Origin of the sequence: Oscillibacter valericigenes, assembly GCF_021531435.1 — a bacterium.
In the GTDB taxonomy this organism is placed as follows: Bacteria; Bacillota; Clostridia; order Oscillospirales; family Oscillospiraceae; genus Oscillibacter; species Oscillibacter valericigenes_B.
Map to the genome: position 1 here is coordinate 111066 of NZ_JAFBIS010000002.1, position 17457 is coordinate 128522.

Annotated in this window: 22 protein-coding genes and 1 tRNA gene; 22 read left to right on the forward strand and 1 reads right to left on the reverse strand. The window is 62.7% G+C overall.

The features are described from left to right. Window positions 1-24: 24 nt before the first annotated feature. From JQM68_RS01645 to JQM68_RS01725, 17 genes are all read left to right on the forward strand, one after another. Window positions 25-1164 (forward strand): phage portal protein, encoded by a 1140-nt coding sequence (locus JQM68_RS01645; RefSeq protein ID WP_235221173.1) that lies wholly within the window; start codon window positions 25-27, stop codon window positions 1162-1164. Window positions 1165-1175: 11 nt separating this feature from the next. After that, window positions 1176-2018, forward strand: a complete 843-nt coding sequence (locus JQM68_RS01650; protein ID WP_235221174.1) for a hypothetical protein — start codon at window positions 1176-1178, stop codon at window positions 2016-2018. Window positions 2019-2207: 189 nt separating this feature from the next. After that, window positions 2208-2552, forward strand: a complete 345-nt coding sequence (locus JQM68_RS01655) for a hypothetical protein (RefSeq protein WP_235221175.1) — start codon at window positions 2208-2210, stop codon at window positions 2550-2552. Window positions 2553-2566: 14 nt separating this feature from the next. After that, window positions 2567-3598, forward strand: coding sequence for a phage major capsid protein (locus JQM68_RS01660; protein ID WP_235221176.1), 1032 nt, complete (start codon window positions 2567-2569; stop codon window positions 3596-3598). A gap of 67 nt (window positions 3599-3665) precedes the next feature. Then, window positions 3666-4028 (forward strand): hypothetical protein, encoded by a 363-nt coding sequence (locus JQM68_RS01665; protein WP_235221177.1) that lies wholly within the window; start codon window positions 3666-3668, stop codon window positions 4026-4028. Next, window positions 4025-4345 (forward strand): hypothetical protein, encoded by a 321-nt coding sequence (locus tag JQM68_RS01670; RefSeq protein WP_235221178.1) that lies wholly within the window; start codon window positions 4025-4027, stop codon window positions 4343-4345. The genes JQM68_RS01665 and JQM68_RS01670 overlap by 4 nt, the downstream gene beginning before the upstream one ends. Continuing rightward, complete coding sequence (locus tag JQM68_RS01675; RefSeq protein ID WP_235221179.1) at window positions 4342-4836, forward strand: hypothetical protein; 495 nt, start codon at window positions 4342-4344, stop codon at window positions 4834-4836. The genes JQM68_RS01670 and JQM68_RS01675 overlap by 4 nt, the downstream gene beginning before the upstream one ends. Further along, a complete protein-coding gene (locus JQM68_RS01680) occupies window positions 4833-5894 on the forward strand; it encodes a phage tail sheath C-terminal domain-containing protein (protein WP_268821374.1) in 1062 nt (353 codons plus the stop codon). The genes JQM68_RS01675 and JQM68_RS01680 overlap by 4 nt, the downstream gene beginning before the upstream one ends. A gap of 19 nt (window positions 5895-5913) precedes the next feature. Then, window positions 5914-6303, forward strand: a complete 390-nt coding sequence (locus tag JQM68_RS01685; protein ID WP_235221180.1) for a hypothetical protein — start codon at window positions 5914-5916, stop codon at window positions 6301-6303. Next, window positions 6300-6599, forward strand: coding sequence for a hypothetical protein (locus tag JQM68_RS01690; protein ID WP_235221181.1), 300 nt, complete (start codon window positions 6300-6302; stop codon window positions 6597-6599). The genes JQM68_RS01685 and JQM68_RS01690 overlap by 4 nt, the downstream gene beginning before the upstream one ends. A gap of 2 nt (window positions 6600-6601) precedes the next feature. Next, window positions 6602-7129: a hypothetical protein gene (locus tag JQM68_RS01695; protein WP_235221182.1), complete on the forward strand. Its 528-nt coding sequence runs from the start codon at window positions 6602-6604 to the stop codon at window positions 7127-7129. 14 nt (window positions 7130-7143) lie between these two features. Further along, window positions 7144-7728, forward strand: a complete 585-nt coding sequence (gene safA, locus JQM68_RS01700; protein ID WP_235221183.1) for a SafA/ExsA family spore coat assembly protein — start codon at window positions 7144-7146, stop codon at window positions 7726-7728. Continuing rightward, the gene (locus JQM68_RS01705) at window positions 7725-8672 is read left to right on the forward strand and encodes a hypothetical protein (protein WP_235221184.1); all 948 of its coding nucleotides are present in this window, start codon (window positions 7725-7727) and stop codon (window positions 8670-8672) included. Before safA ends, JQM68_RS01705 begins: the two co-directional genes overlap by 4 nt. A 1-nt stretch (window position 8673) precedes the next feature. Next, window positions 8674-9087, forward strand: a complete 414-nt coding sequence (locus JQM68_RS01710) for a hypothetical protein (protein ID WP_235221185.1) — start codon at window positions 8674-8676, stop codon at window positions 9085-9087. After that, entirely contained in the window at window positions 9087-9440 is a 354-nt protein-coding gene (locus tag JQM68_RS01715) for a GPW/gp25 family protein (RefSeq protein WP_235221186.1), read from the forward strand. The genes JQM68_RS01710 and JQM68_RS01715 overlap by 1 nt, the downstream gene beginning before the upstream one ends. A gap of 13 nt (window positions 9441-9453) precedes the next feature. Further along, window positions 9454-10512 (forward strand): baseplate J/gp47 family protein, encoded by a 1059-nt coding sequence (locus tag JQM68_RS01720; RefSeq protein WP_235221187.1) that lies wholly within the window; start codon window positions 9454-9456, stop codon window positions 10510-10512. 1 nt (window position 10513) lies between these two features. Continuing rightward, a complete protein-coding gene (locus JQM68_RS01725) occupies window positions 10514-11086 on the forward strand; it encodes a hypothetical protein (RefSeq protein WP_235221188.1) in 573 nt (190 codons plus the stop codon). 275 nt (window positions 11087-11361) lie between these two features. Here the strand turns inward: JQM68_RS01725 and JQM68_RS01730 are convergent. Continuing rightward, window positions 11362-11448 (reverse strand) — tRNA-Leu (locus JQM68_RS01730). Window positions 11449-11642: 194 nt separating this feature from the next. Here JQM68_RS01730 and JQM68_RS01735 point away from each other — a divergent pair. The 5 genes from JQM68_RS01735 to prmC all read left to right on the forward strand — a co-directional run bounded on the left by JQM68_RS01735 (window position 11643) and on the right by prmC (window position 17455). Then, a complete protein-coding gene (locus JQM68_RS01735) occupies window positions 11643-13001 on the forward strand; it encodes an FG-GAP repeat domain-containing protein (protein WP_235221189.1) in 1359 nt (452 codons plus the stop codon). Between the two features lie 22 nt (window positions 13002-13023). Next, entirely contained in the window at window positions 13024-13710 is a 687-nt protein-coding gene (locus JQM68_RS01740; RefSeq protein WP_235221190.1) for a response regulator transcription factor, read from the forward strand. 355 nt (window positions 13711-14065) lie between these two features. Next, window positions 14066-15508 (forward strand): sensor histidine kinase, encoded by a 1443-nt coding sequence (locus JQM68_RS01745; RefSeq protein ID WP_235221191.1) that lies wholly within the window; start codon window positions 14066-14068, stop codon window positions 15506-15508. Between the two features lie 67 nt (window positions 15509-15575). After that, window positions 15576-16550 (forward strand): DUF1385 domain-containing protein, encoded by a 975-nt coding sequence (locus JQM68_RS01750; RefSeq protein WP_235221192.1) that lies wholly within the window; start codon window positions 15576-15578, stop codon window positions 16548-16550. 38 nt (window positions 16551-16588) lie between these two features. After that, window positions 16589-17455 carry a peptide chain release factor N(5)-glutamine methyltransferase gene (prmC, locus tag JQM68_RS01755; RefSeq protein ID WP_235221193.1) on the forward strand — a complete coding sequence of 289 codons (867 nt, stop codon included), beginning with the start codon at window positions 16589-16591 and terminating at the stop codon, window positions 17453-17455. Window positions 17456-17457 lie beyond the last annotated feature (2 nt).

Consider the following 17457-nt stretch of genomic DNA (forward strand, 5'->3'; position numbering starts at 1 on the left):
AATCACAGGAGAGGAGTGCTGCGGTTGAAGTGGCGGAAACAAAAGGAGGCGCTGGCGGTTCCGGCGGTGCAGATCCGGAACGGTAGCCATCATCCTTTCGGAATGCTGGGGGATTATGTGCCCCTGCGAAATGGGGAAGTCCGGCTGTACAGGGCCGTCCGGGAGGCCGTTCCCGTGGTGGACGCGGCCATCTACAAGCTCATCCGTATGAGCGGGGGCGTGACGGTGTCCTGCGGGAGCCGGAGGGCGGAAGCGGCGCTGGCTGAGTTCTTAAGGACGGTTCCTGTGGGGCGTGGACAATTCGGCATCAACGCGTTTCTGGACTGCTACCTGGATTCCCTGCTGACCTGCGGACAGGCTGTCGGCGAGATCGTGCCCGCGGCGGGAAACCGGGAGATCGCCGCGCTGCTGTGCGGCCGGGTGGAGGACATCGAGGTCAGGGAGGGGGAGAATCCCCTGACGTTTTCCATCTGGGGACCGGATGAGGGGGGACGGATGGCGGAGCTGCCTTACCAGGACCTGCTGCTGTTCACACCGCTGAATCCCGAGGCGGACAGTCCCTATGGCGTGTCGCTGCTGCGCTCCCTGCCGTTTCTGGCGGATATTCTTATGAAAATCTATCACGCCACCGGCGTCAACTGGGAGCGGTGCGGCAACGTGCGCTTCGCTGTGACCTGCCGGAACGGAGACGGCACCGGCGCCGCGGAAAAGGGACGCGTTCTGGCGGAAGAATGGAGCAGGGCCATGCGGGACGGCGACGCTGTCCGGGATTTCGTGGCGGTGGGCGATGTGGACATCCGGGTCATCGGCGGCGACGCGCCTATCCTGGACAGCCAGGTGCCGGTGCGACAGATCACGGAGCAGATCGTGGCGAAGACCGGTATCCCGCCTTTCATGCTGGGGCTGAGCTGGAACTCCACGGAGCGGATGAGCAGCCAGCAGGCCGACATGCTGACCACGGAGATCACGGCCATCCGCCGGACACTGACACCGACAGTAGAGCGCATCTGCCGCCTGTGGCTGCGGATGCACGGCTACACCTGCGGCTTTGAGGTGGTTTGGAACGACATCAATCTGCAGGATGAGGTGGAGGAGGCCAGGGCGTTCCTCTACCGGGAGCAGGCGCGGAAGCTGCAGATTGAGAATGACGCGGCGAAAAAATAAAGGGGGTTTGTATGGACATCAGGGAGGAACTGGCGTGCATCAATCAGTTCGCCAAGACGGAGCTGACGGAGGAACAGGTCTACGTGTTCAGCGTGCGGCTGTGCGACAACGAGGTGGACCGGGACTTCGAGCGGTTCGACACGGCCGCCCTGGAGCGGCTGGGTGAGCTGTTCGTAGGCAAGAGCGGTATTTTCGACCACCAGTGGTCTGCCAAGGGCCAGACGGCCCGTATCTACCGCACTGAGGTGGTGCGGGAAGAGGCCATGGTGACGGCCGCGGGAGACGGGTACTGCTGGCTGAAGGGCTGGGCATACCTGCTGCGGACAGAGAAAAACCGGGATCTGATCGCGGAGATCGAGGGCGGCATCAAGAAAGAGGTCAGCGTGGGGTGCAGCATGGCGCGAAGTGTCTGCTCCATCTGCGGCGCGGAAAACGGCGCCTGCGGCCATGTGCGGGGTGAGACGTACGATGGGCGGCTGTGCTTCACGGAGCTGCGGGAGCCGCAGGACGCCTACGAATGGTCCTTCGTGGCGGTACCCGCCCAGCGGAACGCAGGCGTTTTGAAGCGGTTTGAACAAAGCGGCGGCGGTTCGGCGGTCCTGGAAAAACAGGCGGCGCTGGGGCGTAAGTACCTGACGGAGCTGCGGCGTGAGGTGACACGCCTTGCCATGCTGACGGACGGCGACCTGGACGGCCAGGTGTTTGCTAAGGCGATGGATCGCCTGGAGGAGCCGGAACTGGTGGAATTGAAAAAGGCCTATGAGGTCCGGGCGGCAAAGAAGTTCCCGTCAGCCCCGCAGCTGCGCCGGAAAGACGCGGCGGAGCGGAGCGACGAAACGGTGTTCCTGGTATGATACTGTTTTTGGGTCAGACGATGAAATCGTTTGACAGGGCCGCGTTTGCGGCCCAGCCGCAAAAAATGTTGTTCCAGACTGCCTTTACCGCCTTTGGCGGCGCGGCGGATCACGACGCACGCAAAACATTCCCAATGTTTTGCGTAAAGGGCAGTATGACGGGAACGAAGAATATAAAGGAGGATGGATATGGGTATTTCTTTCGAGGGCATCGGCCAGTGGGCGGCTACCTTCGCCTGCGGTGAGACTGCCGTGGGCCAGGTGGTGAAGGTCAGCGGCAGCGGCGAGGTGGCGGCCTGCGCCGACGGCGACAGCTTCTGCGGCGTGGTGGTATTCGTCGCCAGAGACGGAGAGGCCTGCTCCGTGGCCCTGGGCGGCATGGTGCGGGTGCCCTACACCGGAACCGCGCCCGCTCTGGGCTGGACCGGCCTGGCCGCCGACGGCAGCGGCGGCGTCAAGGCCCTGACCACGGGCCGCAGCTACCTGGTGGCGGATGTGGATGAGGCCGCCAAGACCGTTACCTTTGCACTGTAAGGAGGAGAGTGGATATGGCTTATCATTTTGAAAACGTCAAGCTGGAAAAAGGCATGTACGGACGCAGCGACCGCAGCTTCAGCCAGACGCTGGAGGAGCTGGACCCCAGCGAGCATTACCGCGGCACGCCCCTGGAGGGCATGGACGCTTTCCAGCGCCAGCTCAAGCGCTTTGACATCAAGGTCAAGGGCATTGGCAGCGACTGCGTGGAGAAGTTTTTCCTCAACACGGAGTCTGCCGTGCTGTTCCCGGAATTCGTTTCCCGTGTGGTGCGCCAGGGTATGGAGGAGGAGAGCATCCTGCCCGACATCACCGCCACCGTGACCCGCTTTGACGGCATGGACTACCGCTCCATCGCCGCCATCCCCACGGAGGAGCAGAAGACCCTGAAGCGCGTGGAGGAGGGCGCGGAGATCCCCAAGACCCAGATCCGCACCCAGGAGAATCTGGTGCGCCTGCACAAGCGGGGCCGGATGCTGGTGGCCTCCTATGAGGCCATCCGCTTCCAGCGGCTGGACCTGTTCTCCGTGACATTGCGACAGATCGGCGCCTACATCGGCCGGATGCATCTGGAGGACGCCATCAAGGTCCTCTGTGACGGAGACGGCAACAAGAACCCCGCCCAGGTGTTCAGCGTGGGCACCAAGCCTATCTCCGGCACCGCCGGCACCCTGAGCTATGAGGCGCTGGTAGACTTCTGGAGCCAGTTCGACCCCTATACCATGAACACCCTGCTGGTCAGCAGCGACATGATGCTGGCCATGCTGAAGCTCAGCGAGTTCCAGAATCCCCTGACGGGCCTGAATTTCCAGGGCACCGGTACCCTGACCACGCCTCTCGGCGCCAAGCTGCTGCGCACCAGCGCCCTGCCTGCCGGCACCCTGGTGGGCCTGGACAAGAACTACGCCCTGGAGCAGATCTGCGCCAGCGAGATCACGGTGGAGTACGACAAGCTCATCGACCGCCAGCTGGAGCGGGCGGCCATCACCTCCATCTCCGGCTTTGCCAAGCTGTTCGGCGAGGCGTCCAAGGTGCTGAAGGTCTGATGACCTGCTGAGAACGGTGGGGGCGGCACAGGCCGCCCCGCCGCGGAACAAGAGAGGGGGATGGAGGATGCAGGAGAAGATCCTGACCCTGGCGCTGGCGGTATCCGGTGTCGGGGAGGAACAGCAGCCGCTGCTGGAGACGCTGTGCGTCGCGGCGGAGACCTACTGGAAGGGCCGCCTGCGGGACAGCGTGACGGCGGAGGACTGCATGGAGAGCTTTTGCTGCGCGGCGGCCTTCACCGCGGCGGCAGATCTGGCGGCGGGACAGGGCGGAGACGTGTCTTCCTTTACAGCCGGAGCGGTCACCGTCAAGGGCTGCGGCAGCGGGGAGCGCGCGGCAAGGGCAAACGCTTTGCGGGAGACGGCGGAGCGGCTGATGGAGTCTTATGCCGCCGTGGATGGTTTCTGCTTCAAAGGGGTGCGGGCATGACGGACTGGTTCCGGGAGATCTTATCCCGCTATGGGCAGGAGGTGACCGTCCGGACGGCGGATGGAGAAGTGCCCGCCCGGGCGTTCCTGCAGCCCGTGACGGCAAAAGAGGAGCAGGTGCCGGACGCTGTGACAGGTATTGGATGGATCGACGGGCGGCTGTGGCTCTACTTGGGAAAGATGCCCGTCGGACTGCTGGACCGGGTGCTGTGGAACGGAACGACGTTTCGGGTGCGGAGCAGCAGACCCTATTATATCGGGGAGACGCTGACGTACTGGTGGGCGTCCCTGGAGGCGGAGAGGGAGGCTGCGGTATGAAGGAACTGGCACAGGTGCGCCGGGCGGTGATCGACGCCCTGAACGCGGGCGGCGTGACGGCGATGGAGGCGTTTCCCGCGGACAGGGCAAAACGCTGGCCGGGGGCTGTGGCGGCTGTGGCCGTGGGCGCCGCCGAAGGGAAAATGTTGGGATTCTGCAACTACCTGGGCGAGATGTACGACCAGGAGGCCGGGACGGTGCGGGAGCTTTACGGCAAGCAGCTGGAGGGCGGCATCACCGTGGAGCTCCGGGCGGAGCGGGCGGCGGACTGCGAGGCGGGCTGCGAAGCGGCGGCGGACATCCTGCTGGGAAAGCTGCCGTCCGGCATCCGGCCCGGGGAGCTCAGCTGGGAAGCGCTGGCCTGGGAGAAAACCACCGGAATGTTTCTGCGGCGGGGCTCTCTGCGGTGCCAGGCGGTGTTTACCGCCCAGGCGGATGAGGAGGGGGAGACCTTCCTGGACTTTATTTTGAAGGGAGTCATAAAAGCTTGAGCGAGACAAGACATGAGCGGCCGGGGGTCTACTCGGCCTATGACGCGGCGGCGGTGGTCTCCGCCGCCAAGGGAAGCAAGACCATCGGCGTAGCGGCGAAGGCCGTGAGAGGAACTGTTGGGGAAGTGGTGACCCTCACCGGTTATGCCGCCGGTGTGACGGCCTTCGGCGAGGATGCAGACCCCGGTATGAGTACACTGCTGCGGCTGCTGTTTTTGGGCGGCGCGGGCAAGGTGGTGGCTGTCCGGGTGGCGGATGAGGGCACCCTGGAGGACTACCAGGCGGCGTTTGACGCTCTGGCAAAGCAGGATGTGCAGGTGGTGCTGTGCGACAGCGCCGAACTGACGGTGCAGCAGGCGCTGCGGTCGGCGGTGGAGGCGGCTTCCGCCCAGCGCCGGGAGCGCATCGCCGTGGTGGGCGGCGACGGCGACACCGTGGCGGAGCTGGTGGAGCGGGCGGCTGGACTGAACAGCGAGCGCATGGTGCTGGTGGGGCCTGACGCCCTGAACAGCAGCGGTGGCCGTCTCCCCGGTGTATTTGCCGCCGCAGCTGTGGCCGCGGCCATTGCCGCGGGGAAAGACCCCGCCGTGCCGCTGAACGGCACCGAACTCTATGGCCTGGGCGGTCTGGTGGAGGAGTACGGCGACAACGACATTGACCTGCTGGTGCGGGGCGGCGTCACGCCGCTGGAGAGCGTGGGCGGCGTCATCTCCCCTGTGCGGGGCATCACCACCCGCACCACCACCGGCGGGGCGGCGGACGCCACCTGGCGGGAGCTGACTACCATCCTGGTAGTGGACGACCTTATCCCCACCGTGCGGGCGGCGCTGCGCAGCAAGTTCAGCAGGGCCAAGAACAACGCCAGGAGCCGGGGGGCCATCCGCTCCCAGACGATCGTGGAGCTGGAGAAAAAGGTGGCGGCGGAGATCATCGACAGCTACGGCGAGGTGACGGTCACCGCCGACGCGGAAGACCCCACCGTCTGCCTGGTGGAGTTCAGCTTTGCCGTGGCCCACGGCCTGAACCAGATCTATCTGACGGTGCATATCACCGTCTGACGCGTGAGAGGAGAACACGATGGAAATGAAGGGATTTCCCACCAGCGCCGACATCTATCTGGAGCTGGACGGTAAAAAGGTGGCCGTGGTCCAGGGCTACACGGCCAAGGCCAGCAAGAGCTCCAAAAATGTAGAGGCCTTCGGCGAGAGCGAGCCGGTGGCCACCATCGAGGGCCAGCGCAAGTATACCCTGGAGCTGACCCGGCTGTACGCCACCGACGACGCGGTTTCCGACGGCATCAACTTCTATGACCTGCGGGATTTCTCCCTGGTCATCTGCAAGCCGGACCGGAAGATCATTTACAGCGGCTGTGAGTGGAGCACCATTCAGGAGGAGGGCCAGCTCAACGCCATGGTGGCGGAAAAGATCACAGTGGTGGCCTCCAAACGCATCGAGACCACGGTATGAGGGATGTCGATGAGCTGCGGCCCCTGACGGCGGGGCGGCTGCTGACCCTGTGGCGGGAGCACCGGGAGGAGGAGCCGCTGGAACGGGCGCTGCTATGCAATGCCCGGGTGCTGGCGGAGAGCTGCTTTTACCGGGGAGAACCTGCGTTCGGAAGCAGCGAAGAAGTACAGGAGGAACTGACCGGGCGGCAGATGGAGTCCCTGCTGCGTGCGCTGGCGGAAGGCGGACAGCCCCGGCACGCCGGAGAGAATCCCTCCTTTGACCAGGGGCGGTTTCTGCGCCTGAGGGGGGAGTAAACGTGGAGTACATTTTGGAGGAGCTGCTGCGGCAGAGAAGGGCCCTGGCGGCGCTGATGACCGGAGAAATGCCGGAGGAACAGGAGAGCGGCGGGACCGGGACGGGGAATGGCCCGGATACGGCTCTGCCCGGGAAGAACGGATGGACGGATACAGCCGCCGACCGGTATCGGGACGCGGTGTTTCGGGGCGGCGAAGCAGCGCCCGGTTGGACATTGCGAATGGCTTCGGAAGAGGATGGCACAGCCATCCTCTTCCGGGGAAGCAATCCGGATGAGCCGGGCGCGGCGATGTTTGAACAAGGAAAAACCGCCGGTGAAACTGCCCGGGAATGGACCCGGGTGGCTTCTGAGACAGGAGAACTTCCCTGGGCTGCTAAAGTTTCCGCAGGTGCCGGGATAACAGAGACAGTATCCGAACGGATGGATGTACATTGGAATAGCGGGACGGCGGAGATGGACGCCAGGGCGCTGTCCAGAGCCGTCCAGCGGGACGCCCGGCGCTATGACGGGGGCTTCAACGCCCGCTGAAAGGAGGAGAAGTCATGCGGCTGACGCCGATGCGGTATAAGGATTACACCTGGCCCCACAATCCGGAGGTCTACACGGTGGAATACCAGCGCCGGATCGCGGCGCATCAGGTGCCCTGCGGCGGAAGCGTGCTCCAGGACCTGGGGTGCAGCTACCGGGTGCTGCGGGGAGAGGGCGTCTTTGCGGGAGAAGGCGCCTATCAGCAGTTTCAGAAGCTGGCGGAGGTTTTCCGGGACAGCGGGCCGGGACTTCTGGTACACCCTGTCTGGCAGGCGGAGCGGGCCTGGTTCGTTTCCCTGACGGTGAAGGAGGAGCCGCTGCCGGATTACGTGCGGTACAGCTTCGCGTTCTGGGAGGACTGGAGCGGCTATGACGGCGGATTGACGGAGGTGGATGTGGGGAACAGCCAGACCTCCGGCGGCGGAACGGCCGGCAGCGCCGGAAGAGAATATTCCGCTGTTTATACCGTGAAGAAAGGAGATACCCTGTGGGGCATCGCGGGGCGTTACGGCGTACCGCTGACAACGCTGATCGCCGCCAATCCCCAGATCAAGAATCCCAACCTGATCTACCCGGGGGACAGGGTGAATATTCCATGACGGGAAGAATTTTTACCGCGGATCACCATGTATACGAGCTGCCGGCCCTGCTGAGCTGGAATGTGACCCATACGGGAACGGTGCCCTGCGACAGCTATACCGTCACCTTTGTATATCAAAAGGAGATGGCACCGGTTTTGAAAATGGCGGCGGGTTTTACTGCCTTTCAGGACGGTGTGACCATGCTGCGGGCCACGGTGGACGAGTACGCGGTGGAGCTGGGAGCGGGTGGCATGACGGCTACTGTTTCCGGCCGGGGCTTTGCGGCCCGGCTGCTGGACAACGAATCCCGGCCTGTCACCTATCAGGACGCCACACTGGCGGAGATCATCCGGCGCCATGTGACGCCTTACGGCATCCAGTGCGGCGAGGCGGCGGATGTGCGGGCTGGCTCCGTATTCACTGTGGCCGCGGGCGTCAGCCAGTGGCGGGCGCTGGAGGATTTCTGCCTGATCTACGGCGGTTTTTCTCCCCGGTTTGCCAGAGACGGCAAGCTGCTGGCGGCACCGGAGCGGGACAGCGGCAAGGTGCTGACCATCGGGGACGATGATCCGGTGCTGTCCTGCACCCTGCGGGAGGACCACTACGGCGTGCTGACGGAGGCGCTCATCATCGACAAGACCCGGAACCTGTCGTACAGCGTGAAAAATCCGGACATGATCGCCAAGGGCGGCCAGTGCCGCCGGGTCATTTATACGCCGGGGAACCGCACCTGGGCGGCTATCCGCTACACGGGGGAGTATCAGATCAAAAAATCCCGCGAGGACGAAAAGACTGTGACGGTGACCCTGCCGGGGAATTTCCTGGCGTTTCCCGGAGACCGGGTGTCTCTGAACCTGGAGCGAATGGGGATCTCCGGCGATTTCCGTGTGGCGGAGGCGGAGAACACGTTTTCCGCCCGAAAAGGGGCGACAGCTGCTTTGACACTGAAGGAGCGTGGGTGATATGTGGCTATCAAAACAGATGCGGCCCACTCCGCCCACGGCGGACGCGGACATGGGAATGACCACCATCGGCGGTGAACAGACCGGCGTGGTGACCCGGGGCGAGGTCCGGGACCTGCCGGTGTATGGGCCGGGCGGCTATGTCTGGCTTCCGGAAAACGGAAAAGCGGTGCTGGTCATCAAAGGCGGACCCGGCGGCGAGGAGCAGTGCGTGGCCGGGATGCGGCAGAGGGAAGCACCCAAGGGAATGAAGCCGGGGGAAATCTATCTTTACGGCCCGGAGGGAAACTCTGTTTACCTGAAAGCGGATGGGACAGTGGAACTGCGGGGAGGCCGGATAGACATTTGGGGCAGCCTGATGGTCAATGGGAAACCGTATAAGCCCTGTACCTGCGGAGAAGAAGGGAGCATCTGATGGAACTGGAACTGCGGAACGGAGACTATGTTTCCGACGGAGCCGGCGGATTGAGACGCCTGGAAGGAGATCAGGCGCTGCTGCAGCGGGTGCTGTTCCGCCTGAAAGCGCACCGGGGGAGCTTCCCCTTCTGGGACGGCCTGGGGAGCCGCCTGTGGCAGCTTGGCTGCCTGCCTGCCCGGGAGCGGCAGGCGGCGGCAAAGCAATATGTGACGGAAGCACTGGCGGAAGAGACAGGCCTGCAGGTGGAGTCAACAGAATTGACGGAGCGTGGAGACGGCAGCGGGCTCCTGACGGTGGAGCTGACCTATCAGGAAGAGCCGCTGACGGTCACACTGGAAATAGGCGAATGAGAGGTGGCTCGCGGTGAGAAATATTGAAGAGATCTACCAGGAACTGCTGGCGTCCTTTTCCGAACGGGCTGGGTTTGCGCCGGAGGAGGGCTGCGACCTGGCGGTGCGTCTGTGGGCCGCGGCAGCCCAGATCCAGGGATTGGAGTATCAGGCGGATTGGGTGCTGGACCAGAGCTTTCCCCAGACGGCCCGGGGAATCTATCTGGACCGCCACGGCATGATGCGGGGCATCTCCCGCACACCGGCCGCAAAAGCGGTGGGAACACTGCGGTTTTCCGCGGAGATGGTGCCGGCGGCGGATATGACGATCCCCGCGGGAACGGTGTGCATGACCGCCGGCGAGGTCCGCTTTCAGACCACACAGGCGGCGGTGCTTCAGGCGGGACAGCTGTCCGTCGATGCGCCGGCGGAAGCGCTGGAGGGAGGCAGCGGCGGCAATGTAACAGCCGGAACGGTGTGCATTCTGACCGCCTGCCCCACAGCCGTAACGACCTGCACGAACCCCACCGCCTTTTCCGGAGGCAGCGACGCGGAAACGGACGAGGCGTTCCGGGAGCGCATTCTGGAGAGCTACCGGCGGCTGCCTAACGGTGCCAATGCCGCATGGTATGAGCAGACTGCCATGAACTATCCCGGCACCGCGGCCGCCAGGGCAGTGGGGCGGGCCAGAGGTATCGGCACCGTGGACGTCTATGTAGCGGCGGAAAACGGCCTGCCTCCGGCGGAGCTGCTGGAAGGGCTGCAGGCGGTCCTGCAGGAAAAACGGGAGATCGCCGTGGATGTGCAGGTCAAGGCGCCTGCCGTGCGGACGGTGGATGTGCAGGTGGAGATCGCCCTGAAAAACGGCGCGGACTACGCTGATATGAAGCGGGCGGTGGAAGGGTGCGCCGCTCAGTTTTTCACTGGGCGTCTACTGGGCCAGCCGGTGCTGCTGGCGGAACTGGGCAGCCGGATCTACGCGCTGGAGGGCGTGGAGAACTATCACCTTCTGGCTCCCACGGAAGACCTGGCGGCGGACGATACCGTACTGCCGGTGTTGGGTACATTGACGGTGACGGAGATGGAGGCGTGAGATGTACGAGGGATACCTGCGGACGCTGCTGGAGCCTCTGGGCGTCTACGATCTGACGGCAGGGACGATCAACGGCGCGGAATTGTACGCGCTGGGCGGCAGCTTGGACGCGGTCAGCGAAATGCTGGACACCGTGGAGCGGGAGAGCCTGACTGCTACGGCGGAGGATGAGGGCCTGCACCGCCGGGAGGCGCTGTTTGCCCGCCGGAGCGCGGCTGTCACGCCGGAGGCCCGGCGGGCCGCCATTGCCGCCCTGCTGCAGATCGACGGAGACAGCCTGACGCCCGCGGACATCAACAAGACCATGCGGGGATGCGGCATCAAAGCCCGGGCGGAGGAACTGGGAGACGGAAAGCTGCGGGTCGTTTTTCCGGAGGTGGCCGGGATACCGGAGGAGTTTGAGCAGATCCGGGATATGATCCTGGACATCCTGCCGTGCCATCTGGGGGTGGAGTTTTACTTCCGTTACCTGACATGGGAGGAGTGCCACAAGGTGGGATTTACCTGGCAGATGGTGGAGGAGGCGGAACATACCTGGGAGAGCTTTCAGGTGGCGATCCCGCCGGAAGAATAGAGGCAAACCAAAAGGAGTGAAAGAGGCGGAAGCCCTTTCACTCCTTTTGATTTGTATAGCTGGATGTGCGGTTTATAAAAGAACGTGGTCGCAAAGCGGACTTTGAGACCACGTGTCAGATGGCTTCAATCCGGATATTTTCGTTTTCCAACCCAAATCGAAGCCCAGCGCAGCGGGTTCGATTTGGAAAGGAGGAGCAAGGGAGCGGGCGGATGACGTTCTTTTGTTCCAAGGGAATAAAAGAACGTCGGAGCAAAGCGGACTTTGCTCCGACGTGGTGCCGGTGGCGGGACTCGAACCCGCACGCCATCGCTGGCAATGGATTTTGAGTCCACCTCGTCTACCAATTCCAACACACCGGCGTTCAGCGTTTTTTTATTATACAGGAGATCCATGCAAAATTCAAGAGGGACTTTTGCATACTTCCTGTGCGTCCGAAAAAAATGAACAGACCGTAAAAAACCGGGAAAATCGGAAGAAAGGCTACCCAAGGCAGGAGAAACGTGCTATCATATATAAGTTAAATTATGCGTATCGGCAGAAAGGGGAGAGGGAAATGAAGCGGATATGGAGATATTTGGGATTGACGCTGACGGTGGCTTTCGCAGTCATGCTGCTGTCCGGCTGCGGCGAGCTCAAGCTGTCATTCAGCCCTCAGGACCTCTACTGTCTGCCGGCCCTGCCAGCCAAATACACGGAACTGAACAGCCGGATCAATGAGATCCTGAATAGCGGCGCGGAGTATGCCGCACCCACTTCCGGCGCCAACATCCAGTCCGTCCAGTTGGTGGACCTGAACGGAGACGGCCGGGAGGAAGCACTGGCGTTTTTCCGGAACTCCGGTGATGAAAAACCCATGAAGATCTATATTTTCGGAGCCAGGGGCGATACCTATGAGCAGATCGACCTGATCGAGGGCAGCGGCACCGCCATTTACAGCATCGATTACCAGGACCTGGACGGCGATGGGCAAAAGGAGATCGCCGTGGGCTGGAAGGCTGCCACGGAATTGCAGGTGCTGGAGGTCTATGCCCTGGGAGACAACAGCGCGGAGATGCTGCTGCGGACAAACTATGTCCGCTATACCATTCAGGATATGAACCGGGACCAGCGGAGGGAATTGATCGTTCTGCAGTCGGACGAGGAGGGCGGCATTGCCGATTATTACGGCTGGCAGGCGGACGGCGGCCTGGTGAAGCAATCCTCTGCCCGGCTCTCTGTTACCATGGCGGAGCTGAGCCAGCAGGGGCGGGTGACCAAGGGCTGCCTGCGGGACGATGTGCCGGCGGTTTTCGTGACCGGCGTGACGGAGCTCTCCGGGACAGTGACCGATGTGCTGGCGCTGCGGAATGGAGAACTGAGCAATATCGTGCTTTCGGAGCAGACGGGCGTTTCCAAGCTGGTGCATCCGTTCTGCGGCCTGTACCCCATGGACATCAACAACGACGGCCTGATGGAAGTGCCCAGCCCTGCCCGCCTGCCGACGGTATCCGATGAGGACGCGCCCGCCCAGCGGATCGACTGGCTTTCTTACGATGAGTCGGGCGGCGGCGAGGTGGCCCTCTGCACCTACCACTGTGTGGAGGACGGCTGGTATCTCCAGATACCGGAGCCTTGGACAGACCACATCTATATTACCCGTTCCACTTCCCAGAATGAGTCCGGCGTGACGTTCTATACCTGGGAAGCCGGGGAGACCCCGGCACCCATCCTGCGCATTACCGCCGTTACCGGCGCCAACCGGGAGATCAACGCCGTCCGGGGGAACCGCTTTTTGCTGAGCCGCCAGACCAAGACCCTGTATACCGCCGAGCTGCTGGAGGGAAACGACACCTGGCAGTACGGCGTGACGGCGGACGAGGTGCGGGCCGCGTTCAGCCTGATCCAGACGGAGTGGATCGCCGGAGACAATTAACGATGATGGAGAGGATCGAACCATGAAAAAAGTATTGGTTTTGGAGGATGAGTCCAGCATCCGCAGTTTTATCGTCATCAATCTGCGCCGGGCCGGGTACGACGTCATCGAGGCGGAGACTGGCGAGGAGGCGCTGGAGCGCCTGAAGGAGAATCCAGACACCAAGGTGGCCCTGCTGGACATTATGCTGCCCGGCATCGACGGCTTTGAGGTCTGCCGCCGCATCCGGGCCACCAACACCCGCATCGGCATTATCATGCTCACCGCCCGCTCCCAGGAGATGGATAAGGTGACGGGCCTGATGACCGGTGCCGACGACTATGTGACCAAGCCCTTCTCCCCGGCGGAGCTGACTGCCCGGGTGGACGCCCTGTTCCGCCGTACCGGTGGAGAGGAGCCGGTGCAGTCCGGCGAGATCTGGCAGGCGCCGTTTCTGCTGAACACCCGGAACCGGACGCTGGAGAAAAACGGCCAGCGCATCAAGCTGACCCAGGTGGAATATTCCATCATGCGGGTATTCATGGAAAACCCCGGCAAGGCCCTGTCCCGGGAGGAGATCCTGGACATGGTGTGGGGCCGGGACTACTTCGGCGAGCTGAAGATCGTGGACGTCAATGTCCGCCGCCTGCGGCTGAAAATCGAGGACAATGTGCAGAACCCCGCCTACATCACGACGGTGTGGGGCTATGGTTATAAATGGGGGCTGTAAAGGCACTGGGCGTGCACATTGTCCGGGGCCCCGCACGGCGGGGCGCGCCGTAAGGCGCGTACAAGCGTTTTCGTCAGGGACGAAAACCTTGGCGCAAGGCGGAATTCATTTCCGCCGCGCAAGATCAGACAAAAGGGCTCCCGCAGAGCGAAGCTCTGTGGGAAAGCAATGTGCAGAACCCCGCCTACATCACGACGGTGTGGGGCTACGGCTATAAATGGGGACTGTAAAGGCGGTCCGGTGCCTGGGAAAAGGAGTTCCGGGCGGTCTGGCGGCGGTATGCCGCTGCCGAATGTGAAAAACGGTTCCCGCTCCGGCGGAGGCCGGAGCGGAAGTAAAAGAGAGGAGGGGCACTGTGGCTGAAAAGAAAAATTTCAAATTAAAAGCGCTTCAGCTGCGGGGCCTGCGGCAGCGGTGGATCTTCAACTCCGTCATGCCGGCATTTATTCTGGTGCTGCTGATCGTGGTGCTGTTTTCCACCGGCGTGTCCAGCTACTATTACGGCACCATGCGGAAGGGACTGGAGACCCGGGCCCAGGCCATGGCCAACTCCTTCAACGAGTATTTTATGGATAACGGCTACATGGGCTTCTATCCCAAGGCAGTGCAGGCGGCGGACAGCTTTGAGGACAAGAACAGCATTGAGCTGCAGTTCATCAGCAGCAGCGGCCGCATCCAGGTCTCGACCTCCGGCCTGACGGCCGGCACCTCCCCCGGCACCAGCGACATCACCCAGGCCATCGAGACGGCGGAGATGGCGCCTTTCCAGGGCCGGGACCCGGAGACAGGGGAGAACATCATGGCGGTGTCCCATCCGCTGGTGTTCCACGGCAACGTGGTGGGGGTCATGCGGCTGGTGACCTCCCTGCGCCTGGTGAGCCGGCAGGTGATGCTGGCGGTGCTCACCATCTGCCTCATTGCCCTGCTGTGCATGGCGCTGATCATCATTTCCAACCTCCTGTTCATCAACAACGTGGTGGAGCCGGTGGCGGTGGTGTCGGAGGCGGCCAAGCGCATTGCCGCCGGCGGCTATGGCTTCCAGATCGAGAAAAAATATACCGACGAGCTGGGGGAGCTGGTGGACAACATCAACGACATGTCCCTGCAGATCGGCCAGAATGAGAAGATGAAGAGTGAGTTCATCTCCTCCGTGTCCCATGAGCTGCGGACGCCCCTCACGGCCATCAACGGCTGGGGAGAGACGATCCTGGAGGACCCCACCGGCGATCCGGTGCAGATGCGCCGGGGAATCCGCATCATCCTCAACGAGTCCCGACGCCTCTCTACCATGGTGGAGGAGCTGCTGGAGTTTTCCAAAATGGAGGACGGCCGCTTCACCCTCCGCATCGAGCAGGTGGACCTCCAGGCGGAGTTTGAGGACGCCATCTTCACCTACCGGGAGCTGTTCCGACAGGAGGGCATTGAGCTTCACTATCAGGCGGGAGACGAGGAACTGGCGCCCATTCCCGGCGATCCGGAGCGGCTGAAGCAGGTGTTCTGCAATGTGCTGGACAACGCCGCCAAGCACGGCGGCGCCGGACGGCGCATCGACGCCTCCATCGGCCCGGAGGGCGGCGAGCAGGTCATCCGCATCCGGGATTACGGACCCGGCGTGCCGGAGGAGGAACTGCCCTACGTGAAGCAGAAATTCTACAAGGGCTCCTCCAAGGCCCGGGGCAGCGGCATCGGGCTGGCTGTGTGCGATGAGATCATAAAACTCCACGGCGGCACCTTTGAGATCGGCAACGCCGAGGGCGGCGGTGCCGTGGTGACCATCCGGCTTCCGGCCGGCGAATAAAAATAGAACATACGTTTGACTTTTGAAAGACGTTGTGATATACTTTAACATCAAGAAAGGAATTCCCATGGCAGAAGAGAAAAAGTCCTGCGCCTTCCGCACCAGCATCGGCGGACAGGCGCTCATTGAAGGCATTTTGATGCGCGGGCCGGAAAAACAGGCCATTGTCGTCCGGGACCAGGATGGGAACCTGGTGGAAAAGGTCGAGGAGCTGAAGCTCATCAAGGACCGCTACCCCATCCTGGGCCTGCCTCTGGTGCGCGGCACCGTTAATTTTCTGGATTCCATGGTCAAGGGCGTGAAAGCCCTTATGTACTCCGCGGATTTCTACCCGGAGGAAGAGGCGGCCAAGCCCTCCAAATTTGAGCTGTGGCTGGAGAAGCACCTCTCCAGCAAGAAGCTGGAGAGCGCGGTGGTGGCCCTGGCGGTGGCGCTGGGCGTGGGACTGAGCATTTTCCTGTTCCTGATTTTGCCTACCTTCCTCACCGGCGGCCTGCTCCACTTTTTCCCCAATTTCCCCCTGTGGGGACGGAACCTGGTGGAGGGCATTCTGAAGATCGCCATTTTCCTGGTGTACCTCATCGTCTGCTCCAAACAGAAGGACATCTACCGGGTGTTCCAGTACCACGGCGCGGAGCATAAGACCATCTTCTGCTACGAGGCGGGCCTGCCCCTGACGGTGGAGAATGTCCGCTTTCAGCCCCGGCACCATCCCCGCTGCGGCACCAGCTTTTTGTTCGTGGTCATCTTTGTGTCCATCCTGTTCTCCAGCGTGGTGTTCGGCATCTGGCCCATCACCAACGTGTGGCTGCGAAGCCTGGTGCATCTGCTGCTCCTGCCCCTGGTGGTGGGCGTGACCTACGAGTTCAACCGCTGGGTGGGCCGCCATGTGCAGGACAGCGGCCTTGCCAAGGTTTTGACCGCCCCCGGCATGTGGATGCAGAACTTTACCACCAACGAGCCGGACGACGGCATGATCGAGTGCGCCATCCGCTCCCTGGAACTGGTGCTGCCCAGCGAAAAGGGCAAGGACGAGTGGTGAGCGCCGGATTTCTCTAAAAACCGACAACGAGGCGTATTATGGCTATCACATATAACAATTTGTATTTGGATATTCGCCAGCAGCTCCGCAAGGCGGGCATCGAGGCCGCTACGCTGGAGGCCCGGGAACTGGTGTGCTTCGGCACCGGCAAGAGCCGGGAGGAGCTGGCCCGGGACGGCGGCCTGTACGCTTCCCCGGAGCTGGAGCGGCAGGTGCGGAGCCTGGTGGACCGCCATCTGGCGGGAGAGCCGGTGGCGTACCTCATCGGCGAGTGGGAGTTCTACGGCCTGCCGCTGGACATCTCCCCCGATGTGCTGATCCCCCGGCCGGACACGGAAGTTTTGGCGGGACAGGCCATCGAATACATCCAGACTTTAGGCGAGTGCCGGGTGCTGGACCTGTGCGCCGGAAGCGGCTGCATCGGACTGGCGGTGGCCTCTCAGGTGCCCCAGGCGCGGGTGGTGCTGGGGGAATATTCCGACGCGGCGCTCAAAGTCTGCCGCCAGAATATCCGCCGCAGCGGACTGTCAGGCCGGGTGGTGCCCATACAGGCGGACGCCCGGGAAAAGCCGGAGCGGGCCCTGGGGGAGTTCCAGTGCATCGTCTCCAACCCGCCCTATATTCCCCATGACGATATTGCCGGGCTGGATACCTCTGTGAAAGATTACGAGCCCCATCTGGCCCTGGACGGCGGCGAGGACGGCCTGGACTTTTACCAGACTATCTCCGGCAAGTGGAAAGACGCCCTGGTCCCCGGCGGACGGCTGTACTTTGAGGTCGGCATCGGCCAGGCGGACAGCGTACTGCGCATCATGCGGGCCCAGGGCTTCGGCGACATCCAGGTGGTGAAAGACCTCCACGGTATTCCGAGAGTGGTGTTCGGCACTCTCTGTACGGAAATTTGAAC